The 23201-nt window shown below is 34.4% G+C and carries 35 protein-coding genes, 3 tRNA genes and 2 pseudogenes; 6 read left to right on the forward strand and 34 right to left on the reverse strand.

Annotated elements, in window-relative coordinates; all coding sequences use genetic code 11:
• Positions 1-8: 8 nt before the first annotated feature.
• From OEI98_RS13175 to OEI98_RS13270, 19 genes and pseudogenes are all read right to left on the reverse strand, one after another.
• Positions 9-197, reverse strand: coding sequence for a hypothetical protein (locus tag OEI98_RS13175; RefSeq protein WP_266038360.1), 189 nt, complete (start codon positions 195-197; stop codon positions 9-11).
• A complete protein-coding gene (locus tag OEI98_RS13180) occupies positions 194-1231 on the reverse strand; it encodes a ParM/StbA family protein (RefSeq protein ID WP_266038363.1) in 1038 nt (345 codons plus the stop codon). Before OEI98_RS13180 ends, OEI98_RS13175 begins: the two co-directional genes overlap by 4 nt.
• A 60-nt stretch (positions 1232-1291) precedes the next feature.
• Entirely contained in the window at positions 1292-1363 is a 72-nt protein-coding gene (locus OEI98_RS13185; RefSeq protein ID WP_266040714.1) for a hypothetical protein, read from the reverse strand.
• Between the two features lie 26 nt (positions 1364-1389).
• A complete protein-coding gene (locus OEI98_RS13190; RefSeq protein WP_266038365.1) occupies positions 1390-1758 on the reverse strand; it encodes a DUF3368 domain-containing protein in 369 nt (122 codons plus the stop codon).
• A pseudogene (locus OEI98_RS15400) lies at positions 1751-2007 on the reverse strand (UPF0175 family protein). The gene OEI98_RS13190 and the pseudogene OEI98_RS15400 overlap by 8 nt, the downstream one beginning before the upstream one ends.
• Positions 2004-2687 (reverse strand): HD-GYP domain-containing protein, encoded by a 684-nt coding sequence (locus OEI98_RS13205; RefSeq protein WP_266038372.1) that lies wholly within the window; start codon positions 2685-2687, stop codon positions 2004-2006. The pseudogene OEI98_RS15400 and the gene OEI98_RS13205 overlap by 4 nt, the downstream one beginning before the upstream one ends.
• Positions 2688-2823: 136 nt before the next feature.
• Positions 2824-2994, reverse strand: a complete 171-nt coding sequence (locus OEI98_RS13210; RefSeq protein ID WP_266040716.1) for a prepilin peptidase — start codon at positions 2992-2994, stop codon at positions 2824-2826.
• A 152-nt stretch (positions 2995-3146) separates the two neighbouring features.
• Positions 3147-4559, reverse strand: coding sequence for a phosphodiester glycosidase family protein (locus OEI98_RS13215; RefSeq protein WP_266038374.1), 1413 nt, complete (start codon positions 4557-4559; stop codon positions 3147-3149).
• Between the two features lie 68 nt (positions 4560-4627).
• The gene (gene cpaB / locus OEI98_RS13220; protein ID WP_266038376.1) at positions 4628-5266 is read right to left on the reverse strand and encodes a Flp pilus assembly protein CpaB; all 639 of its coding nucleotides are present in this window, start codon (positions 5264-5266) and stop codon (positions 4628-4630) included.
• A 3-nt stretch (positions 5267-5269) separates the two neighbouring features.
• A complete protein-coding gene (locus OEI98_RS13225; RefSeq protein WP_416237353.1) occupies positions 5270-5827 on the reverse strand; it encodes a hypothetical protein in 558 nt (185 codons plus the stop codon).
• Positions 5766-6239: a hypothetical protein gene (locus tag OEI98_RS13230; RefSeq protein ID WP_132040848.1), complete on the reverse strand. Its 474-nt coding sequence runs from the start codon at positions 6237-6239 to the stop codon at positions 5766-5768. The genes OEI98_RS13225 and OEI98_RS13230 overlap by 62 nt, the downstream gene beginning before the upstream one ends.
• A complete protein-coding gene (locus tag OEI98_RS13235) occupies positions 6229-6426 on the reverse strand; it encodes a flagellin (RefSeq protein WP_132040849.1) in 198 nt (65 codons plus the stop codon). Before OEI98_RS13235 ends, OEI98_RS13230 begins: the two co-directional genes overlap by 11 nt.
• A 13-nt stretch (positions 6427-6439) precedes the next feature.
• Complete coding sequence (locus OEI98_RS13240; protein WP_266038384.1) at positions 6440-6979, reverse strand: type II secretion system F family protein; 540 nt, start codon at positions 6977-6979, stop codon at positions 6440-6442.
• 292 nt (positions 6980-7271) lie between these two features.
• On the reverse strand, positions 7272-8165 hold the full coding sequence (locus OEI98_RS13245) for a type II secretion system F family protein (RefSeq protein WP_266038387.1): 894 nt from the start codon (positions 8163-8165) through the stop codon (positions 7272-7274).
• Positions 8162-9307, reverse strand: coding sequence for a CpaF family protein (locus OEI98_RS13250; RefSeq protein WP_266038390.1), 1146 nt, complete (start codon positions 9305-9307; stop codon positions 8162-8164). The genes OEI98_RS13245 and OEI98_RS13250 overlap by 4 nt, the downstream gene beginning before the upstream one ends.
• Positions 9294-10022, reverse strand: a complete 729-nt coding sequence (locus OEI98_RS13255; protein ID WP_266038392.1) for an AAA family ATPase — start codon at positions 10020-10022, stop codon at positions 9294-9296. Before OEI98_RS13255 ends, OEI98_RS13250 begins: the two co-directional genes overlap by 14 nt.
• Positions 10023-10064: 42 nt before the next feature.
• Positions 10065-11075, reverse strand: coding sequence for a hypothetical protein (locus tag OEI98_RS13260; RefSeq protein WP_266038394.1), 1011 nt, complete (start codon positions 11073-11075; stop codon positions 10065-10067).
• A 113-nt stretch (positions 11076-11188) separates the two neighbouring features.
• On the reverse strand, positions 11189-11314 hold the full coding sequence (locus OEI98_RS13265; protein WP_266038396.1) for a hypothetical protein: 126 nt from the start codon (positions 11312-11314) through the stop codon (positions 11189-11191).
• A gap of 35 nt (positions 11315-11349) precedes the next feature.
• On the reverse strand, positions 11350-11697 hold the full coding sequence (locus OEI98_RS13270) for a hypothetical protein (RefSeq protein ID WP_266038398.1): 348 nt from the start codon (positions 11695-11697) through the stop codon (positions 11350-11352).
• 627 nt (positions 11698-12324) lie between these two features.
• Between OEI98_RS13270 and OEI98_RS13275 the strand changes: the two genes are divergently transcribed.
• Positions 12325-12630, forward strand: coding sequence for a hypothetical protein (locus OEI98_RS13275; protein ID WP_266038399.1), 306 nt, complete (start codon positions 12325-12327; stop codon positions 12628-12630).
• Here OEI98_RS13275 and OEI98_RS13280 read toward each other — a convergent pair.
• The 5 genes from OEI98_RS13280 to OEI98_RS13300 all read right to left on the reverse strand — a co-directional run bounded on the left by OEI98_RS13280 (position 12614) and on the right by OEI98_RS13300 (position 14063).
• Positions 12614-12955: a hypothetical protein gene (locus tag OEI98_RS13280; RefSeq protein ID WP_266038401.1), complete on the reverse strand. Its 342-nt coding sequence runs from the start codon at positions 12953-12955 to the stop codon at positions 12614-12616. The genes OEI98_RS13275 and OEI98_RS13280 overlap by 17 nt on opposite strands.
• Before the next feature lie 44 nt (positions 12956-12999).
• The gene (locus OEI98_RS13285) at positions 13000-13440 is read right to left on the reverse strand and encodes a helix-turn-helix domain-containing protein (protein WP_266038403.1); all 441 of its coding nucleotides are present in this window, start codon (positions 13438-13440) and stop codon (positions 13000-13002) included.
• A 66-nt stretch (positions 13441-13506) separates the two neighbouring features.
• Positions 13507-13635: a hypothetical protein gene (locus OEI98_RS13290; protein ID WP_266038405.1), complete on the reverse strand. Its 129-nt coding sequence runs from the start codon at positions 13633-13635 to the stop codon at positions 13507-13509.
• Positions 13604-13813, reverse strand: a complete 210-nt coding sequence (locus OEI98_RS13295; protein WP_132040895.1) for a hypothetical protein — start codon at positions 13811-13813, stop codon at positions 13604-13606. Before OEI98_RS13295 ends, OEI98_RS13290 begins: the two co-directional genes overlap by 32 nt.
• Before the next feature lie 34 nt (positions 13814-13847).
• The gene (locus OEI98_RS13300) at positions 13848-14063 is read right to left on the reverse strand and encodes a helix-turn-helix transcriptional regulator (protein ID WP_132040894.1); all 216 of its coding nucleotides are present in this window, start codon (positions 14061-14063) and stop codon (positions 13848-13850) included.
• Between the two features lie 166 nt (positions 14064-14229).
• Between OEI98_RS13300 and OEI98_RS13305 the strand changes: the two genes are divergently transcribed.
• Genes OEI98_RS13305 through OEI98_RS13320 form a run of 4 tightly spaced genes read left to right on the forward strand, consistent with a single transcriptional unit; the run spans position 14230 to position 17131 of the window.
• Positions 14230-14622: a helix-turn-helix domain-containing protein gene (locus OEI98_RS13305; protein ID WP_132040893.1), complete on the forward strand. Its 393-nt coding sequence runs from the start codon at positions 14230-14232 to the stop codon at positions 14620-14622.
• A 13-nt stretch (positions 14623-14635) separates the two neighbouring features.
• The gene (locus tag OEI98_RS13310; RefSeq protein WP_165911627.1) at positions 14636-15184 is read left to right on the forward strand and encodes a topoisomerase DNA-binding C4 zinc finger domain-containing protein; all 549 of its coding nucleotides are present in this window, start codon (positions 14636-14638) and stop codon (positions 15182-15184) included.
• Positions 15185-15234: 50 nt separating this feature from the next.
• On the forward strand, positions 15235-15591 hold the full coding sequence (locus tag OEI98_RS13315; protein WP_132040896.1) for a hypothetical protein: 357 nt from the start codon (positions 15235-15237) through the stop codon (positions 15589-15591).
• 19 nt (positions 15592-15610) lie between these two features.
• Positions 15611-17131 (forward strand): recombinase family protein, encoded by a 1521-nt coding sequence (locus OEI98_RS13320; protein ID WP_266040719.1) that lies wholly within the window; start codon positions 15611-15613, stop codon positions 17129-17131.
• Here OEI98_RS13320 and OEI98_RS13325 read toward each other — a convergent pair.
• The 7 genes from OEI98_RS13325 to yabQ all read right to left on the reverse strand — a co-directional run bounded on the left by OEI98_RS13325 (position 17088) and on the right by yabQ (position 19757).
• Positions 17088-17164 (reverse strand) — tRNA-Met (locus OEI98_RS13325). The genes OEI98_RS13320 and OEI98_RS13325 overlap by 44 nt on opposite strands.
• 7 nt (positions 17165-17171) lie before the next feature.
• Positions 17172-17247 (reverse strand) — tRNA-Met (locus tag OEI98_RS13330).
• Between the two features lie 4 nt (positions 17248-17251).
• Positions 17252-17341, reverse strand: a tRNA-Leu gene (locus OEI98_RS13335).
• 96 nt (positions 17342-17437) lie between these two features.
• Positions 17438-18343 (reverse strand): Ppx/GppA phosphatase family protein, encoded by a 906-nt coding sequence (locus OEI98_RS13340; RefSeq protein ID WP_003871161.1) that lies wholly within the window; start codon positions 18341-18343, stop codon positions 17438-17440.
• A 62-nt stretch (positions 18344-18405) separates the two neighbouring features.
• Complete coding sequence (locus OEI98_RS13345; RefSeq protein WP_003871162.1) at positions 18406-18837, reverse strand: S1 domain-containing RNA-binding protein; 432 nt, start codon at positions 18835-18837, stop codon at positions 18406-18408.
• An 87-nt stretch (positions 18838-18924) separates the two neighbouring features.
• Positions 18925-19212 (reverse strand): FtsB family cell division protein, encoded by a 288-nt coding sequence (locus OEI98_RS13350; protein ID WP_003871163.1) that lies wholly within the window; start codon positions 19210-19212, stop codon positions 18925-18927.
• 68 nt (positions 19213-19280) lie between these two features.
• Positions 19281-19757, reverse strand: coding sequence for a spore cortex biosynthesis protein YabQ (gene yabQ / locus OEI98_RS13355; RefSeq protein ID WP_003871164.1), 477 nt, complete (start codon positions 19755-19757; stop codon positions 19281-19283).
• 77 nt (positions 19758-19834) lie between these two features.
• Here yabQ and OEI98_RS15180 point away from each other — a divergent pair.
• A pseudogene (locus OEI98_RS15180) lies at positions 19835-21453 on the forward strand (putative manganese-dependent inorganic diphosphatase).
• Positions 21454-21455: 2 nt separating this feature from the next.
• Here the strand turns inward: OEI98_RS15180 and OEI98_RS13370 are convergent.
• From OEI98_RS13370 to yabP, 3 genes are all read right to left on the reverse strand, one after another.
• A complete protein-coding gene (locus OEI98_RS13370) occupies positions 21456-22085 on the reverse strand; it encodes an MtnX-like HAD-IB family phosphatase (RefSeq protein WP_004398787.1) in 630 nt (209 codons plus the stop codon).
• 16 nt (positions 22086-22101) lie between these two features.
• Complete coding sequence (locus OEI98_RS13375) at positions 22102-22761, reverse strand: extracellular solute-binding protein (protein WP_003871167.1); 660 nt, start codon at positions 22759-22761, stop codon at positions 22102-22104.
• Between the two features lie 108 nt (positions 22762-22869).
• Entirely contained in the window at positions 22870-23166 is a 297-nt protein-coding gene (gene yabP / locus OEI98_RS13380) for a sporulation protein YabP (RefSeq protein WP_003871168.1), read from the reverse strand.
• Between the last annotated feature and the right edge of the window lie 35 nt (positions 23167-23201).

Here is a 23201-nt window from a genome sequence, read left to right on the forward strand (position 1 = left end):
TATTTTAATCATATTTTTGTTCCTCCTTTGTCATCATCTATGATTTTAATAACTTTCTCATCTTTATTTTCGCACACACGTATGATGTACTTTATTTCTCTCCTTGTGAGGTACTTCTTTTCTCCCGTGTAGTAGTCAACCATCTGCTTCATTAATTCCCATGCGCCTTTGTAATCCAGATTCCTCTCTTTTGTCATTCCCTATCCCTCTCTTTTTTCTCCTCCAGTTCTGCTACTTTAAGAAATCCTTTTGCATTGGCAAATTGAGAATTCTTAACCAGTACTGTGTTTTCATACAGGTTCTTTAAGCTGTCAAATAGGCTTACTGCTCCACCTCCCGCTAGGAAAATTGTGTTGAAGAAGTCAAGCTTGCTTCCCCACACAGCCTTTATTCTGTCTTGTATTACACGTGATATCTCAAGCTTTACCTCATTTAACTCTTTTTCAAAGTTTAAAATTTTTCCTCTGTAGAATATGCTTCCTTCATTCACAAGCTGGATGAGCTCGGGTATATCAAGCTTAGATCCGGTCTTTTGAGTAAACAGTTTATCAGCAGCGTTGCTTAGCTGAGACATGCCTATGTCTAAAGTACCCGAAAGGTCTTCCCTCAGTGACAGCTTTCCATCAACAACAAAAACTATATAGTCTGTCGTTCTATAGCCTATGTCAATAAGCCCTATGTAACTTCCCTTTATTAAGTACTTCTGCAGGTCATCCATTATAGCATAGTATACTGCTCCTGCAGCCTGAGGGAAAACTGTCACTCTGTCAAACTTTACTATCTTTAAGATGTTGTATCCTTTAAACTCCACCATTGCTTTAAAATTTTTGAGCATTTCTTTAAGCTCATCTTTTTGATGGATGTACTGCTCTAAAGGAAGGCCTGACACAATGTGTACAGGCTCATCATTTGATGGGAATAAAAGAGCTGAAGCGCTGGCAAGGACAGCTTTTGTGTTGGGATGATTTATTTTATTCTCATCAAAGGCATAGCTTACGTTTCGTCCTTCTCTTCTGGCCAAGTCGCCGATAAAATATTCTTCCTGCTCTTCTTTCCCATTTCTTAAAACCACGTGCATGTTTTCGATGAGGTTATTCAAATTCTGGCCGAACAGCCCTATTAAATTTCTCTGATACGCATTCCCAACAAGGGAAGGGAAAAGGACGGTTTTGCCTGCTTCATTTACCCCTTTCACATACCCATATCCCAAGTCAAGCCCTATTTTAAACACTTGAACTCCTTCCTCCTTTAAATTTTTTTGCAAAAATAAAAAAACGCCTAATCGGCGCATCTATTTTTCTCCGCAAATCTCTAAAACTTCACTGTATAATTTTCTGTCAATATAAAAGTTTTTCTCCAGCATTTTATCCAACAATGGCTTTACTTCTTTTAAAATCTTTTTTCTTTCGCTTTTATCAGAACTCCTAATGTGCCTGTTACAGTTAATCCTAAATTTTTTGCGTGTTTTCTCGCAAGGTAATCATCTATTATGCATAGATTAGCATTAATTTCCTTCGCTAAAATCATTACCTCTATTTCACCCTTGTGAAGACTTACGGGGAAAAATTGTTTAGCTTCTTTGTTTTTAATGTTTGCAACCTTTATGAAGTCATGGCTTTTGAAATTTCCAGTAAAATTCACCTCCTCAAAAACACCAGAAGGAATATATATTGTCCCGTACAGTTTTTTAAGAATCTCAATTTTATCAATATTCGAGAGAATTATTAAAGGTGTCGAATTAGCAACAACTTTATGCATTTTTTATATCCTCCAGAAGCTCTTCCTTGTTATCGAAAGAAAAGATACTTGCATCAAAGTTTGAAAGATATTTTATAAACTCTTCTTCGCTCATTTCAGCAAGGACAGCACATTGTCCTAAAGAAAGTTTTTTTCTTTGTAGTACCTAACTGCTGCTGTTCTTTTTAGTTCGGTTATAAACTCATCTTCGCTTTTCTTGAGGCTTAGAAGTATTTCTTCTGGGATTTCTATTTTCCCTGTTATCTTCATATAACCACCTTCTTTTCTCTTTTTACTTCATTATACCACATCTCAGTAAAAACAATTACTATTTCTCCGTCGAACTGTGTGCCTGCTTCTCTTTTAAGCTCATTTAAAGCTTCACTTATACTCTTAGGTGGTTTATAGTGTCCACCGCTTATCATCACCTCAAAAGCATCACATACAGTTAAAACTCTTGCTAAAAAAGGTATTTCATCACCTTTTAATCCATAAGGATAGCCTGAGCCGTCCACTCTTTCATGATGAGCCTCAATGATAGTTACAATTTCCTCAGGGAAGTCTCTTTCTCTGAGCCACTCAGCACCCCTTAAAGGGTGAAACTCCATTATTCGCCTTTCAAAGGGTGATAAGGGGCCGTTCTTTGAAAGAATGTTGAAAGGTATTAGGAGTTTTCCTATGTCGTGCAGTAGTGCAGATTGAATGAGAATTCTTCTTTCACCTTCATCAAGAGAAAGAGCTTCTGATACTTTTTTACATAACTCAGCAGTTCTTGTTTGGTGATCTAAAACATACTTCTGATAAAACTCTGCATTTTCTTCTCTAATGAGCGTAATAATGTTTCTGTTGTTTATACATTTTCTGCACACACCGCATTTCCCGTCACAGTAGCCGCCTGCAAGCTCTACTTTGTGATATTCATCATTTAATACCAGAAGTGCAAATTCCACAAAAACACCTCCAGAGAAAAATAGAATAGGTATGACACAAACACATATGGTACAAGAGGCACAGAATACTTTACCCCTTTTCCTTTAATTAGCCCGTAAATTAAAGTACCTGCAAGAAGCACAAACATAGGGAGTGCTAATACAGAGAAATCTTTTCCCATAAAAAAGCTAAAGCAGTTAAAAGCTTAATATCTCCTCCTCCAATACTTCCTTCAAATATAATTGATGGAATAAGAAGAAGTAAAAAAACTGTTACTGCCGTTAAAAAACTTTCTTTAAAATTGCTGCAGGTAAATAAGGAATAAATAAAAAGGGCAAGTACCGCAAAATCTGGTACCTCCCTTTTTTAAGGTCTAGATAGCTTAAATAAAAAAGAAGCATTATAACTGGGATATACTTTATTTCCTCCACCTCCTCAATAAAATAAAGGCCTCGCACATTTTGTGCAGGGCCCAAATCTTATTTGTAAAATACCAAAGCATTACTCAAGTTTCTACCGGGTGTTGTAAGATACTTTCCTTTAAAGTACAATCCAGAAGAAGCTCCGCCGTCAAGATTCATAGCGTTGTAAGTGCCCAATTGCTTCATAATCTGCGCCAACTGATACACAGTAGCATTCGGTACAGTCACAAGAAGAATATCTCCTTGAGGAGTAACTCCTATTGCACTTCTAGCAAAAGATAAGCTCAAAATCTTGGCTTCAGTAAAACCTTCACTAACAGGATCAACATTTATCTCACCATTTCTAACGAGAGTGGGACCTGCTCCCACTGCCTCAACCACATCAGACCAGTCTACTTTGTTTCCGTCTGCATCTGTATAAACAATTCTATATTCTACTGTTTTTCCAACCTCAAAAACTCTTGCTAGGTACTCTTCACTGCCGGTGAGGTTTATTGCATATCCATTAGCAGGAATATTAACATCTTGGTTTTCCTTAATGTATTTGACAACACCATTTTCCACTACAACATTTATTCCATAGCCAAATCCTAAACTTGTCCCCCATTCAGGTGTAAATATGTACACACCATTTCCATTAGGTGTATGATTAAATCCATAAGCGTACCAGTTATTTGGCCATGAATAAGACCCGTTCGTACCACCTTCTATTTTTATCCTCAATTTTTCCATCTTAACTCTTCCATCAGCAGTAAAACCAAAAACGGTTCCTATATTACCTATATGAACCACTTTCCCTGACTTAATAATTGTATTCCACGGATCAGGATGGCCGTTATAGGCGCTAAAAAATGTTCCATTAATTGCTGCAGAAGCATTATAAGATTTAGCCATATCATATAAGCTCTGAGTAGTCCCTATTTGATTATTAGCCAGAACAACTGCAGGTTTATAAGGTGAATTGTAAGGTATCTTTACACCTGTTACTGAAATTCCATTAATTTTTGTGCTGAAGCTCTGTATTTCGGCATCATAATCCACTGCCTTCACATATATAGCCGAGCCATTGAAAGGAATTACAGCTGTTTGAGTAGCATCTTCCCATTTTACTTTATTTCCACCTATCAGCTCAGCTAAAAACCGAAGGGGTAAAAAAGTAGAGTCATTTTTAATTATTGCCGGTACAGGCATTTCTCTGCTTTCTCCGTTTACAACTGCTTTTGTGCTGTTAATTTGAAGCACAATTTTTAGGTCATCCTTTGTAATTTCAACAGTTTGAGTATCACCAAACCATTTAACTTCAGCTCCCATGCTCTGAAATACGCCTCTTGCAGGCACCATCATATAGGTGTTGTTCTGATAAGTGTACAAGAACCCCTTGTAATACGAATCAGCATAGGAAGGGGAGGAAAAAACAAAATAAAATAGTAAAAAATTTAGTAAAACTGCTAATGCCGCTCTTTTCGTCATTTTATTGCCTCGCTTTCTTTGGTTTTTCTAATTATATTTTCGGTTAACTTCTTCTTTTTGTAAAGTCCTTAATATCCTAGTAAAAACAAACTTCCTTTAGCTTCACACTCTTTTATAGCAACTGCCTGCTCAGGCGTAACAATTAAAGTCACTGCTGCAGGAATTAAAGACTCTTTATCATACTGATTGTTCTTATCAGCTTTTCTAACATCTTCTCCTGATTTATTTACAACATCATATATTTGAACCTTCTCAGCTATTACTTTAGGAGCACCATCCTTAGCTTCATCCTTGGGTACCCATCCAATATCGACCATATCACCCGGCTTGATTTTCCCTGCCAGAGATGATGTCAAATTTACACCTATTGTTACCCTTCTCATACCCTCCTTCAAGACAGGTACTTCCTCATGTGAAACCATACTTTTTAGCACATATAACCCCGCAGCAATATCTACTTTTGCATAACCAGTCACTTTCTCATTTGCCAAATACATTTCTTTTACATAAGCTGATTGAGGTATAACTTTTATCCCTAACTTTGTATCTACTTTTTCTCCTGCTTTAATATCAGAAGCTGCAACAATTACTTGAATTTTTTTATCACTTTCTGCCATGCTTTTGAAATATTGATACTGAAAAAATGATAAGCCTCCTGCAAGAATTAAACTTAACGCTATAAGTATCGCTTTTTTCTTTACAAACATCTATCATTCCTCCTGTAAATTATAGAAATTATCAACATCACGGTGTATAACAATCTCAACATATTTTCCAAACAAACCTGTCAAAGCCGGCCTTTTAGCCTTAAAACTTATAACAACATGAATAGATGTGTTTTTTATAAACGTTCCTCTAGGACAAAATGTTGGGTAGCTGCCGGGGTTGTAAACTATAAACTCGTCAACATGCACCGGCCCTGCTGCAACACTTCCCGGCAGGGGGTTCATATTCTCATCAAGCTTCATGTTTTTCCTGAGGTATTTATAAAAAGTATCTCTTGCAGTATTAGGGTCAAGGACATATTCCCCATAGGCTATATCTACTGGATTTGTGCTTTTTAGTGCTGCTAGGGCTGCTGCAACAACAGCATCATCAGCACTGTTTTTAATGGTATACAAGAACCTACTTTCTATCAGGAACATGCTGAATATCATAAAAGGAATAAGAAAAAGCAGTGCAAGAAATATAGAGCTTATGCCTTTTCTATCTCTCATACTTTTTACTGACAGATGAAATAGGCCCATAAACCATCTGAGTATTTTCATCAACTCTTTTTATACCTCCAAGCGTAATAGTGTACCTCCTCATAACAGTATCCATCGCTATCCTTATTTTCACTTCTTCCCCGTAAGGAACAGGGTAAGGGGTGTAATCAATATGCACCTTATTAAGGTCTATCCCTTTTGACTGAAGAAAAGCCTCAAGACTGTAAAGCCCATCAGAAGTTAAGCCTCCCTCAATCTCCATCCTTAAAACTGCCTGTCTCGCTGCCTGACGCAGCGTATCGTATCTCACCAAATCTGTAAGCATATTAACTGTGTTGGCAATTGGGAGTATAAGAAAAGGAAGCACAAGCACAAAAGCTATTACTTCTGCAGTCCCCTTTTTCCAGAAATTTTTCATAAGTGCGGCAGGAAGACCAAACAGTCCTCCTGCCTTCACCTCCTTACTGCCCATTTAATACCTGCTCCATCTGTGTATTAAGGTTTGAGATTCCTCTGCTTGTAGTCTGCCCGGTATTTTTGATAGGATTTGCAACAACAAGAATTACGAATAGGATTATCAAAGCTACAGCAACAATTTCACTGAATCCTTTAGAATTCCCTAAAGCTTTTTTGATTGACTCTTTAATCTTTTTGAACATCAAATCTACCTCCTTAAAAAATTAATCTTAATCCGCCTTGAATGTTTGTAAAATAGGAGTAAATATAAAGCGTCACAATAGAAGCCATTAAAAAGAAAACAGCTGCAAGGACTTTATACTCCATAGATTTATCCTGACGTGCTATTTTGGATGCTGCAGTGTTGAAAAGTGAAGTAGAAAGAGTAGATAAAATCTCTAAAGTTCTTCCTGTCCTTTCTCCCTGCAGTAATGCCATTGCTAACACATTAGCTTCAGGCAAATTCACTTCATTTACAAACCTTTTTAAAGCCACCTCCTTTTCTCTGGTCATGATATATTCTGCAGCAAGCTTCGTTAATGCATTTCTCACCTCCTTTGATTGGGCTGACTGAGCAGTAATTAAGAATATATCCTCAAGCGGCACATCGGCCGCTGCTCCTAGCTCAAATAAGTCCACTATTTCAGGCATTTCTCTTCTAAACTTCTCCTGCCTGTCTTTTTTTACAGAAGAAATGTATATGTCAAGGCCAAAAAATCCAAGAATAATTAGTAAAGCAGCCTGTATCCCGCTCATTTCTGTCAAATAAGCGTAAACAATTGAAAATAAAAAAGCCCTGCACGAGCAAGGATGTACGTCTCAGCAGTAAGCCCGAGGGGATTTCCTGCTGCTTTGAGTTTATCGTTTATCTTTTGCAGTACATCTTTTTTTACTGCTTTACCTACAATTTTTGAAATCTCATCAACAGGTCTTATGCGGTAAATTCTTTTTTAAGCGAGTAAATCTCATATTCCTTTATCACACTGTATATCAAAAAAGCTAGTATTGGTATGAGAAAAACGCTGTAAATAATCTTAATCCCTCCTTTTTACGCAGAAGAGTTAATATTTTTAATCATGTAAAGCCCAAATACGATTGACACCGCATTTGAAATGGCTATAGCCTGGCCTGTTATGGTGTTTTTCACAATGTACACAATGTCCGGATCAGCAGAAATGTTCATCATCAGAAGAAGATTTATCACTATCATCACAAGTATAATCATGCTTCCTACAGATGCATTTGCTGATTTAATAGACTCAAGTGAAAAAAGTTTTTCACCCTGTTCTCTTAGCTTCATAAGCGCCTTATTAAAATTTCCCCCGTATTTTGCATTCATCTTAGCAAAATTTATAAACTTCCTGAACTCTTTGTTTCCTGCTTCAGCAGCCATATTTTCAAGGCATTCATCAACACTCATTTGAGTCTTTTCATACAAAAACACGTTTCTCTTAATGATTGACCTCAAAGGTTCAGAAATATAAGGTGCTGTTGATTTTAAGGCATTGATAATATTACCTTCAATATTGTAAAAGCCCATAAATGTCGTCAAAAAAGACAAATACGCTTCTTTGATTTTTTTAGCATTTACAGTTGACATAAACATCATAGCAGCATAAGGTACATACACAACTGAAGAAGCATAAAACAAAGCTGCAAAACCTAGCCTCCGAAAAGGATAAATGACTGCTACAAAAAGCAGTACGCTGACAATCATCATGTTTTTTGCGTCAAGAAAAGGTAATTTACTTTTAACACCTGACCTTGCTAAAAGCACGTCTATACTTCTTAAAAGTCTAGACCCTTTTTCTGATAAAACCCCTGTCTTTTTAAACTGCCATTTGGATAAGCGCTTTTTAAACTTTAGGCGCTCAACGCCTAATGCTGCAGTATATATAACTAAAGCCAGAAGAGCAGACTCTATAAAAGCCAAATAAATCAACTAACACCTCCTCCCCTCAAATCCAGTATCTCTTTTACTTTGTAGTCTTCCATAAAAACAATCAAATCCAATGAGGCAAAGAGCATTTCCCTTAAATCATCCACCGGCACATCAGTACCTGAGCGCTTCATGAGAAGAATTAGTCTGTTTACAACTTCTCCTGCAGAATTTGCATGGACTGTTGCCATGCTCCCACGGTGGCCCGTATACACGGCATTGAAAAAGTCCATCGCCTCTCTATCTTTTATCTCACCTATGAAAATGCGGTCCAAGCTCATAAGGAGTCCTATCTTTGTAAGTTCAAACAGAGTATAGTCTTTTACTTCAGGATTATCAGAAATTCTTACAAGCTTGCAGATAATATCAGGGTGCTTCGGCTTAATTTCAAACGTCTCCTGAATCAAAAGTCCTCTTTCTTCATGAGGAACTACATCAATTAAAGCACCTAAAAGAGTAGTCTTCCCACTTCCACCCTTACCTGCTATGACAATGGTTTTTCTGTCTAACACTGCCTTTTTAAAAAATTCTTTCTGCTCATCAGAAAGCATTCCTTTTGCAACAAGCTCATCCAGCGTAAAGCTTGTGGTAGGCTTTCTGATTGAAATAGAAGGGGAGAGCACATTAATTGGCTTAAGCGATATGACAATTCTTAGATTCCTTTTTTTATCAGTGAGCACAGCTTCAGCATTGGAGTTTTCATCCAGTTTTCCTCCGCACATCGCAGCTATTCTGTAGCAGTATCTTGTCAGCTTTTCTTCACTGCCAAAGTCCACAGGGACACGAAATTTTCTCCCGAACTTTTTGATATAGACAGTATCGGGAGAATTGACGAGTATATCTGACACTTCCGGATCTTCAATGTATGGTTGCAATGGCCCATACCCAAAAAGCACATCAAATACCTTTTGTATAAATTCCTCAACACTGCCTTTGTACAGCTTTTTATCAATCACCAGCTCTCTTATTTTGTTCTCTAATAGTATCCGTGACTGTGTCCCACTTTCCACTCCTGCAACAAGGTCTGGATGCTCCTCAACGATTTTAGTAACAATCTCATCAACAGCCGTATTTACAGTAGAGTCTATCTCTTTTCTACTCTGATAATTAACTTCCTCTGGCACAAAAGGATTAATTAACGCCAAAGCTTTTCGCCTCCTCAGCTCTTTTAATGCCAATTACTTTCTCTATGTCTTTTTTAAGCAAAAACTCTGCTATCTTGGTTACATCTTTGAGTATATTCTTCTGGCCATACCTCACACTGAAGGTTTCAATTTCAAGGATTTTTTCAGCAGTAGAAGTGTCTACTTCTTCTTTGCTGACAGCGTTTAATATTGCCTTAAATTTTTCTTTTTCAACACCCCATCTATTTGAGACAAAATTAATCATTTGTGCTGTATCCTCAATGCTCCAGATAGTAGGTGCTGCAACAGCAAAAATCACATCGCTGTTTTTCAGTGCAGTGTAGGTAGAAGAGAAGAATACCCCTGCGCTTGTATCAACAACAACATGCTCAAATTCATTTTTCACCACTTCAAGCACGGCAGAGAAGTGCTTTTCTTCAAACTTTGCAAAGTCGTTCATCCCAAAACCTGATAAAATCCATATACCCTGTTTTTTTTGTAAATGCTCCTTAACTGCTTCTGTTGCATTATGTCCATTCTCTATTGCCTCATATATATTTGATTTATCGCTAAGTTCAATCCCAAAATATTTGTGAACATGTGGTGTAACTTCCTTAAAATCAGCTAAAACTATATCTTTTTTGTACTTTTTTAAAGCCAAAGTAAATGCAGCAGCTAATGTTGTTTTTCCGGTACTTCCTCCTGCACTCCAGAAAGATATTATCCTGTTGTTCAATACTATCACCTCCAACTTTGTACTATATTGCGCCTCTCCTTCTCATGAAGAGTCGTCAAATAAAGTCTCTTCATCCATTTCCAAAAGCTCTTTATTTGAGAAAAACTCCTTTCTGCTGTGCTCAAGAAGCCTTTTCTCAAGTTCTTCTACGTCGTAAGTCCTTTGTGTGTAGCTGTTGAAGTAGTTTCTAGGCGGTATAAACTCTTTCTTTTTCTGCTCCTGTTCAAAGGGCTGTGTGTCCCAATTTCCCCTGAGAGCAGAAATAACAAAACCTTCAGGGTTATCAATTTTGCCTCTTGACATTGCTTTTTCTAAATAAGCTACAGCGTTCATTACTTTTTCAGCAGAATACTCTTCTAAAAGGGCAGCAAAAAAGGAGAGTTTATCTCTCCCTGTGATTTTTTTGTATTGTTCATTTATTTCAACAACAACCCCAGCCGAAGGCTGGGAATTTGTTCCGCCGTTAGGCGGGTTGTTGTATATATATTTTTCTGTTTTATATTTTTCTGTTTTATTATTATTCTGTTTCGTCTGAAATTTTTTCAGTGGGGGCTCTGTTATTTTTTCAGAGGGGCACTGAAAATTTTTCAGTGGGGCACTGAAATTTTTGCAGAGGGGGTCTGAAATTTTTTCAGTTGCCTCCTCCTGAACCTCTTCTTCAACAGTATCCTCAAATGGGTTTGTCTCTTGCTCTTTTCCTTCAAGAAGTGATATAATTTTTTCGAAAAGGCCTGTGAAGTCATAATAGTTTGCTATTTGTCCGCCGCGTTCATTAGTACGACTGATGACACGAAGATAGCCTTTTCCTATGAGAGAGTTTTTGTAATTATGCAGAGTACGCTCGGAAACTCCGGTGTACTCTGCCATTTTTCTTAGTGAAGGCCTTGGCAGTTCTGTTGTCCACTTAAAGCGCAGTATCTGAGCTACAAACCAGCATTCCCCAACAGACAGCCCTAATTCTTTCTGAAAAGAAAAAACAGCATCCGGGATGCTGGCAATTCCGCTTCTGACAATAACCTCACCAAATCTGGCAGTAAAATTTGACCAAAACATGATACCAACCCCTTTATGCCTGAAAAAATCCTGATAGGTTCCCGAAGGGGTTCTATCAGGATTTTTTCAGGGTAGTGTTTTAAAGTTAAAAAACATGAAGGAATATATTTTGTTCATTTTCTAACCTCTTTTAGAATTATTAAGGTGAGACTGATTGTAATTCCTAAAACTATGCCAAAGAAAATACCGGCTGCTAGGCCGGCAGTGTAAAGCATATTCAAGTTTTCATCTCCTTCCATAAAAATACTCAATAAAATAGAAAAAACCGGGCTTATTAAACGCCCAGTTTTTTGCTCAGCTCTTTTATGCGGTTGTCATGATATAATGTTTTAACTGTTAAGTTATTTACACCCAGCTGAAGCATGTCGATTTTCTTGTCTATCTCATCAATCTTTTCGTGCAGAAGCTGTCTATCATCGAATAAAGCTCTTATTTTGTCGGTAATTTCAGTATCTATCTTTATTCCTAATTTTTTTACTTCTTCCTCTACCACTTTTATCTTTTCTTCTACTCCTGCTATTCTTTCTTCTACGGTATCAAATCTTTTGGCAAATTCATCAAATTTATTACTAAATTCAGTATAAACTTTTTCTAATAAATAAAGGATTTTCTCTTCATTCATAAGAAAGCCTCCGTCCATTTTGCTTTCACTACGCTTTTGCTTTTATTCTATGATATTTTTAAGGACAATTCAAGTCCTAATTTGGTAATTCTGACATGGTAGATTTCCATTATTTTTAATTTTTTAGAATATATGTCGATGTATATATACGTATAAAATAAAATTAAATGGAAAGGAGACCTAAACGACATGAAAGAAAAAAGTTCTAAAATTTTTTGGTCCTTATTAATGTTTCTTGTTATTTTACTCTATGCAGTATTAAATATGATGGTTGATTGGAGTAACTACTTGGTCGTCAACTTAATTTTATTTTTCATTTTTAAAAGCTATTTTCAATACAACCTTTATACTACAATTGTATTGCTCATTTTCATTCAGGGCATTTATTTAATAGTATTTTTTATAACTTCCATCTTTTATTTTAACAGAATACATCTTTCAACAACCTTTATAATGAAAAGAAGCATATTCCGAAAAGATTCATATAAAATTAATGCCTCAATCCATCCAATAACCTTTTTGTGTATCAAAAAACATGAAAAACAATTTAGGAGTAAAATATCCAAATACAATAAACTAAGAAACAAAACGCTTTTCTTAAATAAAAATCAATTTTTCTCCCAAATTATGGCCAAAGATTTTAATTTAGCAATACAAAATATTATGAAAATAACTCAGAAAAACAAGAATGTAAAGACAGTGACTTTTAAAACCCATGAAGTATATATAGATAAAATCCAAAATTTAATTGAAAAACTCACCTATGCTAATCAATACAATGTTTCTATAAAACAAAGAAAATGGGATCGCCTGTATATAGAACCTTTTGCTTATCTATCATTATGGCAATCAATTGTATATATTCTAAAACATCCGGAATCCTTATGGAGACGTCGACCTGTTTATGAGGTAAAGATTAAAAAAATCTCATAATAAGGAAAATAACAAAAGGTACTATAAAATACAAACCGGAAAATACTAAAAAATCTGTAATATTAACTGTTTCAATCTCTTTTAAAGTAATTTTATGCACCAAACAAGAAAATGCTTCCGATACAGGTTCAATTGTAAAAATTCCAATAAGGGAAATAGTTATATATGCAATGAATAAGAATCCTGTACCTTTTATAAAAGATAAATTTGAAATTATCACCTTGTAATCGACAAGAATAAATATTATATGAGATAAAATAAAAAGTCCAACTGAAACTAAAGCTATCATAAAGTCCCATATAGAATTACTAATTCTATTTAACATTTTATTGTCCTCCTAAATCTGCAAATTTTTAATATTATAGTGCACTATACTCTAAACTGTTTCAAAACATTCCTATGTACATAAACCGACCTAGGAAGATCCGCAGGCCTTTTTCCGGCACTTTCATTAAAAATAAGTCTTTCTTTTTCTTTGTTATAATCGTAGTGAAGAATGCATAATTTTACAAGAACTTCATCGCTAAGTTTTCCTTTTCTTGAAAGCCGCTGTACAGCTTCTCTATGGTCCTTTATCACTAGCTCATAATCTTCATCATACTGTTCCCTTTTCTGCTTCTTATATTCATTTCTCCATTGTCTGGCTTTTTCTTGATTTTCCTTTTTGCGGCGTTCTTTTTCTTGATGATATTCCGGAAACTGCTTTAAAACTCTTGAAACTGTAGATTTATTAACTCCTAATATTTTTGCTATTTCTACAATCTTTAATTTATCTTCAAAATAATATTTTCTTACTAATTCTACATCCACAAAATACACCTCCAATAACTTATGCAACTTTTTTGTTCCGCATTTTGGGCATACTACGGCTATATACTATGTTTTTATCATCAATTTCCAGCCTTCATCGGCTTTTTCTATTCTGATTGGAACTATTTTCATAAGTGCTTCGGCTATTCTAATAAGCAGGTCTTTATTCTTCATTGGTTTGAATTCCAACCACATTTCCTTTTTCCTCCTCGATGAACCTTTTTATTTTTGGATAAAGATATTGTACCAAAGGTTTAAAATACTCTTCTTCGTCTACTTCTTCATACTTAATTATTTCTTCGGTGTCTGGTGTGAACTCTCCTGCCATGAGCTTTTCTCTAGATATGGTGGTTTTTATTATTCCTACCTTCATGAGATCACTTCCTTTATATCATTTTTATAGTTATTTACTTTACGTTGCTTTTAGGAACATCAATATTTAAAAAAATATTGTCGTCATTTACATTAAGAACTTTTTTAATTTTAGTAGCTACATCAAAAGATGGATTTTTAATACCTAACTCAATATTAGTGTAACTGGTTCTTGCTATTCCAACCTTTTTGGCTATTTCTGCCTGTGTGAGACCAGCTTGTTTTCTCGCTTTTTTTAGATAGTATCTCATTTTTCTCCTCCTACTTTATGTCCCGTTTAGCAACTTTACCTAATCTTATTATAGTTCCGTTTAGAAACATTGTCAAGAGTTTTTTAAAAAAATTTTTCTTTTTGGGACATATTGTTTATTTTAGGGACATTTTTAGCTACAATAACATAAAAGGAGGTTTCGAAAAATGACATTTTCAGATAGATTGAGAGAACTACGTAAAGAAAAAAACTTAACCCAAGAGGACCTTGCAAAGATACTAGGAATAAGTCGTTCTACTATAGCGGGATATGAGACAGAAAGGAAGGAACCAGACTATGAAACCCTAAAAAAAATAGCTGATTTTTTTAACGTTTCCATTGATTATCTTCTTGGTAGAACAGATATTCGCTCTCCAGTTGACGAGATTACTGAGGCTGTTTCTGATGATCCAGAGCTGTTTGAGTTTTGGAATACATTAAAGGAAAGGGAGGATTTAAAGCTTTTATTTAAGCAGACCAAGAAGCTTTCTCCTAAGGATATAAAACAGATAATTCGAATAATAAAGGCTATAGAAGATGAAGAAGATAAAGAGGAATAAAGGTGGAAAGAACATGAAAAAAGTTAAGTGTAAGCAATGTGATGGATATTATGTTTTAAAGTCAGGGAAATTTGGTAAATTTGTGGGTTGTTCGAATTTCCCTGATTGCAAATCAACATTAAAGATTTATGAATGGGCATTTGAATATATAAAAGAATTTGGTATTAATCTTTATAGTTGGGATAGAATTTGTTGGAAGTGTGGAAAAACTACAAAAGTTTACTCCTATTTTTTAAATTACGATTTAGAAGAATTAGATGAATACTTTTCATGGTTAGATCCTATTGGATTAGGTGATATAGAAATTCTCGATAAATTTCTATCTACTAAATACCGCACTATACGGAAAATATTTAGTAAAACAGTAAGTATGAGTTATTTTGCAAATACATGCGAACATTGTGGAGCTTTACAAGGTAGGTTTTTTATTGTTGAAGATCCTCATGAAATTATGTCAGATTTATTTAATCATAATATGGATAGATATTTTATTGAGAATATACCATACGGAAAAGTAAAAATCCCATTAGAAGAAATAAAAAAATTTTTTACACATTGGTAAACTGCTACAAAACATTCTTGTTGTAAAGAAGATAAGGGGGAATGATTCAATTGAGCAGTATCAATTTACTTAACACTTCTCTCATGAAAGCTTTAATGGATGAAACAATCCCATTTCATGATGTTATGAATGCATTTGGTATACGAACTCATATAGTGTTTAATTTACCCTCAACAGTGCTGGGGTTTACATATATAAGTAGGAGAGGAAACTATCATTTATTACTAAACGGAAATGTAAATTACAGGACACAAGTTAAGACATTTATTCATGAAATACAGCATATATTGAACGATATGCCACAACATAGCTATATTATAGGACTTAACATGGAATATTTAGAGTTGGAAGATAAAGCAGATGAAATATCGGAAAAGATATTAGAATATATTACAAAAGCTGAATAAGATTGGGAGGGGATTTCTCATGGCTGAAACAGAGTTAAGAGCTGCTGCATACGCAAGATACTCCAGCGATAATCAGCGAGAAGAGAGCATTGAGGCCCAATTAAGGGCTATAAAAGAGTACTGCGAAAAGAATAGTATACAGCTAGTAAAAATATACACTGATGAAGCAAAGAGCGCTACAACTGATGATAGACCGGCATTTCTGCAGATGATAAAAGACAGCTCATTAGGTCTTTTCAATGCTGTTATTGTACATAAATTGGACAGGTTTGCACGCAACAGATATGACAGTGCCTTTTACAGAAGACAGTTGAAAAAGAATGGTGTAAGATTAATATCGGTATTAGAACAGCTTGACGATAGTCCCGAGTCTATAATTCTTGAGTCGGTACTTGAAGGAATGGCTGAGTACTACTCCAAAAACCTTGCGAGGGAGGTTATGAAGGGATTGAAAGAAAATGCTTTTCAGGCCAAATTTAATGGAGGTATACCACCTTTAGGATATGATATTGTAAATGGAGAATATGTAATAAATGAGAAAGAGGCTGAGGCAGTAAGATTAATTTTTGAGTTGTATGCCCAAGGGTATGGATATAGGCAGATAATTGATGAATTAAACTTAAGAGGTTACAGAACTAAGAAGGGGAATCCGTTCAGCAAAAACAGCATTCATGAAATTTTAAAAAATGAAAAATATACTGGCAAATATATATTCAACAAAGGCACAAAGAAAAATCATAGAATAGTAAAAGAAGACGTAATCGTTATAGAGAATGCTATACCTGCAATCATTGATGAAGACTTATTTAAAAAAGTGCAGGAGAAAATGGAAGAAAGAAAAATAACAAGAGGGGCTAATTCTGCAAAAAGGGTTTATCTTTTGTCAGGTCTTGTTTACTGTGGTTTATGCGGCTCTAAAATGGTAGGGTGCTTAAGCAGGGGCAAGTATGTGACTTACAGGTGTAGCAGAAAAGATAGAACTAAGCAGTGCACAAATAGAGATATAAATAAAGAAAAAGTAGAAGCTTTTGTCATAGAAGAGCTGAATAAAAGAATACTCGACCCGAAAGTAGCACCAATACTAGCTAGGCTTTTAAATGAAGAAAATCAAAAGTTAAATAGAGAGAAAGCAGAAGAAATTACTTTTTTAAAAAAGCGTTATAAGGAGGTTGAAGAGCAGATGAAAAACATAGTAGAAGCCATTGCTCAGGGCATGTTCCAGCCGATTATGAAGGAAAAAATGAATGAATTAGAAGCAATGAGAAATGAACTCGCTTACAGAATTAAAGAGCTGGAAAATAAAAAAGAAACAAGCTTTATTACACCAGAAATGATTTTGAAAATCTTTGAAAAGGATAGGGAAATAATTAATTCATCGAAGGATCCTCATGAAATTAAAGAAGTGCTTAAAAACTACATAAAAAAAATAATCGTCACCCCAGATGAAATAAAGTGTGAATTTTACTTCTGGATAGGTGACGATTTCCGTTCTTTGCTGGTAGCGGCGAGTGGATTTGAACCACCGACACTGCGGGTATGAACCGCATGCTCTGGCCAACTGAGCTACGCCGCCATATTTTTGGTTGCGGGGGTAGGATTTGAACCTACGACCTCCGGGTTATGAGCCCGACGAGCTACCGGACTGCTCCACCCGCGCCATTGGTGCCGGAGACCGGACTCGAACCGGTACGGGCTTTTAGGGCCCGCAGGATTTTAAGTCCTGTGCGTCTGCCAGTTCCGCCACTCCGGCTTCATCTCCTTGAGACAGTATTTATTATATTATATCTATATCTTTAAGTCAATAGTTTTTTATCCACTTTTGCAACTTCAAATGAAAATTCCATTTCTATAGCTTAAATTCCCCAAATTTATAGAGGACTGCTCCTTCTAAATTATCCCACTCACTAACCGTTATTTCTTTGAAACTCAGCATTTCTAATATAGTCAGTAATATAGCAGTTCCCGCAATTATTATATCAGCCCTTTGGGGCTGCAATCCAAAAATTTTTTTTCGTTCTTCCAATGTAACAGACATAAATTTATCTAAAATCCTTTTAATTTCTTCCTTTTTTAACTGATAGCCATGGACTTTTTCTTGAGAATAAATTTCTAATTGCTGAGAAACTGCGGCAAGAGTTGTTATCGTTCCTCCTATGCCGATAACATTTTCAACCTCTTTGTACTTATCAATGGAATTTACCACTGCATCTATTATGTGTAACCTAATTTCATCATATTCCTCAGTTGTAGGAGGATCATTTTTAATAAATTTTTCAGTAAGCCTCACAGCCCCTATATCAAAACTTTTTTTTACAAATTCTCTACCTTTGTACGCTAATTCAGTACTTCCTCCTCCTATATCTAACACCAGAGCATCTTCCTTATTAACTCCCATCACCGCTCCGATGTATCCAAACAAGCTCTCTGTTTCTCCATCTATAATTTCTACCTCTAGCCCAAGTTTTCCAATTTGCTCAAAAAAAGCATCTTTATTTTTAGCATCCCTCATCGCAGATGTTGCAAAAGCATATATAACTTCTGCGCCTTTTTCTTGGGCCAATTTCACAAAGCGTTCAATCACTTCAATGCTTCTCTGTATCGCATTATTATTTAACTTCCCCGTTTTAGAAATTCCTTCCCCTAATCGAGTTATTTCAACGTCTTTTTGTATCTTGTTTATATTTTCATTATCTATGTCACATATAAGTTGGCGTATTGAATTTGTCCCTATATCAATCGCACAAATTCTCATAATAACCCCCAACTATCACAGGTAAAAACCCTTTATGAAAAATCTTCGGGCATAACCCGAAGTTAATATCCATTGCTTCTTCTGTAGCCTGTGTTTCTTCTCTTGGAATCAAAATTCTTTCGCAGCTGTTGCTGTCTTTCGTCTGAATCCTTTAAAAACTTAAGCAATCTCTCTTCAAAAGAACTATTAGTATTATAATTCCTATTGCTCTGCCATACAAAATCCTTTGGATCTCTTTCTTTATTATTATTATTTTTTTTAGGCAAAGCCTTTTTGATTGACAAACTTATTCTTCCATTAGCATCCATGGACAATATTTTTACTTTTACTTTATCATGCTCCTTCAAATGCTCCCTAATGTCTTTTACATAGGTATTAGCAACTTCCGAAATATGCACCAACCCAGTTTTTCCCTCTGGTAGCTGAATAAATGCTCCAAAGTCTGTGATGTTTAACACAGTGCCCTCAACAACATCTCCAACCTCAAATGGCATATAAATAAAGATCCTCCCTCTAAAAATTTTATTAATGAGTTCATTATATATTAAAATACAAAATATTTCAAGATAAATTTTTCGAAATCACTTTTTTGTCTCTTGTGTCTTAGTTTTTGAAATATCTACATAAATTATTTCTCCTTTTTTAACCAACCCCAATTTTTGCCTTGCCTCATTTTCAATAAAACTTTCACTATTTATCTGGTGAAGTAATTCATTTAAATACTTATTTTCTTTCATTACTGCAGCTTCTTTATTTTTCAAATCCCTATACCTATTATTAAGTTTCTCTAATGCAACTTGCTGCTGAAAAAAAGTAAATCCAATATATGCAATAAAGGCAAAAAACAATATCTTCTTTAGTTTTTTCACTCAAAACACCTACTTTCACAATGCGGATTAATCTATTATTTTTATTCGACATCTCTTTAAAAAATCCTCTATTTTTTCCTCTTAAAAATCTTAAAATAGGTTAAATTATTTTTTAGAAAAGCACCAGGCAAAGTTAAAATTTTTCTTGTAAACCTATAAGGAACAATAAAAAAATTGACTACTATTTTAACAGGGTATATAATAATTTCTGCCATCTTTTTTAAAAACTTTATTGTAAATTCATAAATTCCAATTAAAGCTTGGGTGATGAAATAACTTAGTAACACATAATAAAGAATAACTCCAATTGCAAATCCTAAAAAACTATAAAGCCTGATTTCAACGTAATTGCTTATATACATAAAATAAAGCATAGTAATTGTCCCAAAAAGCCAAAATATAATATCGGCAATATTAGAAAAAGTTTTTTTAAGCCTAAAAACTTGCCTTGTCACTTTAAAAATATCGTATATAAATCCCAGCACAAAACCGCCATACACTGTAACTAAAAATGCATAAATTTGACTTTGTATGGTTATTACCATTTACATACCCTCCTTTTCTTGTTATATTATATTTATCCACTGCAACAAGAATGAAACTAAAATAGGGGCGATGCATCATGACAACAGTATATGTTTCCGGACATAAAAATCCAGATACCGATTCTATTTGCTCAGCTATTGCTTATGCCTATCTAAAGCGCATATCTGAAGGTATAAATGCTATACCTGTTAGATTAGGTCCTATAAACCGAGAGACAAAATTTGTATTAGACTATTTTGGAGTAGAAAAGCCTACTTTTATTGAAAATGTATATACCCAAGTACAAGACATTAAATTTGATAAATCTCTTGTTTTTAAAGAAAACACCTCCATGTTTGAAGCATGGAACGCTATGATGGAAAAAAACATTAGAACAATAGCAGTAGTAGATGAGGAGAACAAATTAATAGGAATTGCAACAGTAGGAGATTTGGCAAAGGCATATCTTTCCTCTTCTCATGAATTATCTAAATATAAAATTCCTATTGACAATATATTAGCTACTTTGAAAGGAGAAGAAATTTTAAGATATGTAGATTATCTTGAAGGCGACATTTTAGTAGCTGCAATGTCCAAAGAAAATGTGTTAAAAAGAATAAAAAAAGGAGATATCTTAATCGTTGGAGACAGAGATGATATACAGCAAGCTGCAATTCAACAAGGAATAAAAGCTCTCATAATTACTGGCAATAACGGAATTTCAGAAAAAATTTTTGAACTAGCTAAACAATACAAAGTAACAATTATAAAAGTTGTACCAGATACTTTTGACACTGTTAAATTATTAAACCAAAGTATACCATTATCATATGTAATAAAAAAGAAGACCTAGTAACATTTAGAGTCAGCGATTATATTGATGATGTAAAAGAAGTAATGTTAAAATATAGATACCGCAACTTTCCAGTTGTCGATGAAGAAGGAAAAGTTGTAGGACTACTTGCAAGGCGACATATTTTAGACTATGAAAGAAAAAATGTAATAATGGTAGACCACAATGAATTCTCTCAAGCAGTAGAAGGAATAGAACAAGCAAGAATATTAGAAATAATTGACCATCACAGGATTGGGACGATAGAAACAGAGCAGCCAATACTATTTAGAAACCATCCAGTAGGCTCTACTGCTACAATTATAAATCGACTTTTTGAAGAAAAAGGGCTAATTCCAGAACCAAAAATAGCGGGAATAATGTGCGCTGCTATTTTATCAGATACTCTTGTATTTAAATCTCCTACTTGCACACCAGAAGACGTAAGAGCAGCTAAGAAACTTGCAGAAATTGCCAACATAGACATAAATGAGTTTGGAACTGAAATGTTCAAAGCAGGTACCTCTTTAGAAGGGAAAACTGTTGAAGAAATATTTTATACAGATTTTAAAGAATTTACAATAAATAATTATAAAATTGGCATAGGTCAGGTGAATACTCTCACAGATGCAGGAAAATTAAAACAAGACCTAATAAATTTTATGGAAAAAGTAAAAAAAGATAAAGGTTATGATATTTTACTACTTATGCTTACAGACATAATAAACGAAGGATCTGAAATACTTTTTGTAGGAAATAATAAAGAATTGTTGGAAAGAGCCTTCAACGTACAAATAAAAAATAACAGTTTTTACCTTCCATATGTCATATCAAGAAAAAAACAAGTATTGCCACCTATTATTAAAGCGATAAACTCCCAATAAGTTTATCGCTTTAACTTTTCTATTATATCGCCAAAATTTTTAAAAGAAATATATGGAATATCATTTTCTTTGCAATATTTTTCTAAAACACCCTTTGCAAAAACCTCATCAGCATATTTCACAACACAAATATCTGAATATCCATCTCCTATATATACTACATAATACCCCTCATTTTTGTATCTATTCAATACTTCCAGCTTACACATACCACATTTGTTGCAATCCTTGCTCTTATATGGAAAATCCACTTTTATTTCTCCCTTATCAAACCAAAGCTTATTGCTATAAAACTCTACATTAAACCCATACTTGTCCATAATGGCCTTTATATTAAAGTCATATCCATCACTCACTATTACAACTTCATAATTCTTTACTTTGCAAAAATTTAAAAACTCCAAGAAATAATCATCTATCTCAATAGTGTAAAGCAAATCCAAAAGTTTTTTCTCGTTCATTTCCATAAGCTTTAATGTCTCAATTGCGCATTCTTCAGTAGACATTTCCCCCTTTTCCCATAATTCCTCATAATACTGCCAACCATCCTTTGCAAACTTATTCACCATCAAATCAACAGTATCTACTTTAGTAACAGTACCGTCAAAATCTACTAAAAAGACTTTCTTCAATTAAATTTCTCCCCCTTTATTTTATATTCAAAAGCCATTTTACAAATTTTATAGCCAAATCTTTGTGCTGTCCATTCGCAATAATTGTAACAATTTTATCATTATAGTCATATCCCAAATTTTTTAAATATTTATTATTCCATCCAACGTATATTCCGTAAGCACCTGGTTTTACCTCATTAGAGGGTTCCTCTACTTTTGCCACATTTAACCCTGATAAATTTAACTCCTTTATCTCATCCAATCGCAAAAAAGCACCTTGACTTGCCAATATATCAAAATTATTTTTATCTAAAATAATGACATCTATATCTTGCGCTCCCATTCTGGCCATTAATTTTTGAGTTGAGGCAGGGTCAAGAGTAAAATTGCCATTTGGATTTTTTACAAGCCCATAAAAATCAATAGAAGCTTGTTTTTTGCCTGAAGGATCGCCAATCAATTCTTTAGTAACCTCTTTGCTAAATTCATTTAACCTATCAAAGTCCATAAATTTCCCCACGAAGGCAATATTCAATACATATTCTTTTCTATTTAAGACACTGCTTGTAAAAGCGCCTAATAGATAAATCACCAATATGCCTGTGATAATATGAACTTTATAATAGTCCCATATATATTCCACTTTTTCTTTTGTAGTCATGTTTCTAAACCAATTTTTTCTCTCCTCACTCATTTGTTTCACACCTCTCTACTTCCTTTGCGCAAAAATATCCAAATTTATTATAGCAATTAAACTTTTTAAAATCGAGTATATAAAACAAAATAAGCCGCAACATGCGACTTATCTAAACATTCTACTTATGAATCCCCCTGATTTTCCTATAAGGCCACTTTTGTCACTGTAATTTAAATTTACTATTTCTCCATCAATTGACACTTGTCCGTCATCAAGGTTCAATTTATTAATGTGAAGCCCTTGACCTCTTATTGTCAAAATTCCCAAATCCGTCTCCAATATTACGGTTTCTTCGTCAAAGCTTACAACATTTGTTACCCCAGAAATACTGATTTTTTCTCTATTTTCAATTGTAATATTATGAGGTTTCCCCGCTCTTAAAAAGTTCCTTTTATCTTCCATTTTAAACCTCCCCTCTTTTTAATTGACTATTATTA

The organism is Thermoanaerobacter sp. RKWS2, assembly GCF_026240795.1.
Lineage (GTDB): Bacteria > Bacillota > Thermoanaerobacteria > Thermoanaerobacterales > Thermoanaerobacteraceae > Thermoanaerobacter > Thermoanaerobacter ethanolicus.

Coding starts and splice junctions, on each gene's coding strand:
- OEI98_RS13175 (WP_266038360.1), bottom strand. CDS start 197: ATGACAAAAGAGAGGAATCTGGATTACAAAGGCGCATGGGAATTAATG.
- OEI98_RS13190 (WP_266038365.1), bottom strand. CDS start 1,758: ATGCATAAAGTTGTTGCTAATTCGACACCTTTAATAATTCTCTCGAAT.
- OEI98_RS13215 (WP_266038374.1), bottom strand. CDS start 4,559: ATGACGAAAAGAGCGGCATTAGCAGTTTTACTAAATTTTTTACTATTT.
- cpaB (WP_266038376.1), bottom strand. CDS start 5,266: ATGTTTGTAAAGAAAAAAGCGATACTTATAGCGTTAAGTTTAATTCTT.
- OEI98_RS13225 (WP_416237353.1), bottom strand. CDS start 5,827: ATGAAAATACTCAGATGGTTTATGGGCCTATTTCATCTGTCAGTAAAA.
- OEI98_RS13230 (WP_132040848.1), bottom strand. CDS start 6,239: ATGGGCAGTAAGGAGGTGAAGGCAGGAGGACTGTTTGGTCTTCCTGCC.
- OEI98_RS13235 (WP_132040849.1), bottom strand. CDS start 6,426: ATGTTCAAAAAGATTAAAGAGTCAATCAAAAAAGCTTTAGGGAATTCT.
- OEI98_RS13240 (WP_266038384.1), bottom strand. CDS start 6,979: ATGAGCGGGATACAGGCTGCTTTACTAATTATTCTTGGATTTTTTGGC.
- OEI98_RS13260 (WP_266038394.1), bottom strand. CDS start 11,075: ATGTTTTGGTCAAATTTTACTGCCAGATTTGGTGAGGTTATTGTCAGA.
- OEI98_RS13265 (WP_266038396.1), bottom strand. CDS start 11,314: ATGGAAGGAGATGAAAACTTGAATATGCTTTACACTGCCGGCCTAGCA.
- OEI98_RS13270 (WP_266038398.1), bottom strand. CDS start 11,697: ATGAATGAAGAGAAAATCCTTTATTTATTAGAAAAAGTTTATACTGAA.
- OEI98_RS13275 (WP_266038399.1), top strand. CDS start 12,325: ATGGCCAAAGATTTTAATTTAGCAATACAAAATATTATGAAAATAACT.
- OEI98_RS13280 (WP_266038401.1), bottom strand. CDS start 12,955: ATGTTAAATAGAATTAGTAATTCTATATGGGACTTTATGATAGCTTTA.
- OEI98_RS13290 (WP_266038405.1), bottom strand. CDS start 13,635: ATGTGGTTGGAATTCAAACCAATGAAGAATAAAGACCTGCTTATTAGA.
- OEI98_RS13295 (WP_132040895.1), bottom strand. CDS start 13,813: ATGAAGGTAGGAATAATAAAAACCACCATATCTAGAGAAAAGCTCATG.
- OEI98_RS13300 (WP_132040894.1), bottom strand. CDS start 14,063: ATGAGATACTATCTAAAAAAAGCGAGAAAACAAGCTGGTCTCACACAG.
- OEI98_RS13305 (WP_132040893.1), top strand. CDS start 14,230: ATGACATTTTCAGATAGATTGAGAGAACTACGTAAAGAAAAAAACTTA.
- OEI98_RS13310 (WP_165911627.1), top strand. CDS start 14,636: ATGAAAAAAGTTAAGTGTAAGCAATGTGATGGATATTATGTTTTAAAG.
- OEI98_RS13320 (WP_266040719.1), top strand. CDS start 15,611: ATGGCTGAAACAGAGTTAAGAGCTGCTGCATACGCAAGATACTCCAGC.
- OEI98_RS13340 (WP_003871161.1), bottom strand. CDS start 18,343: ATGAGAATTTGTGCGATTGATATAGGGACAAATTCAATACGCCAACTT.
- OEI98_RS13345 (WP_003871162.1), bottom strand. CDS start 18,837: ATGCCATTTGAGGTTGGAGATGTTGTTGAGGGCACTGTGTTAAACATC.
- yabQ (WP_003871164.1), bottom strand. CDS start 19,757: ATGGTAATAACCATACAAAGTCAAATTTATGCATTTTTAGTTACAGTG.
- OEI98_RS13375 (WP_003871167.1), bottom strand. CDS start 22,761: ATGAGTGAGGAGAGAAAAAATTGGTTTAGAAACATGACTACAAAAGAA.
- yabP (WP_003871168.1), bottom strand. CDS start 23,166: ATGGAAGATAAAAGGAACTTTTTAAGAGCGGGGAAACCTCATAATATT.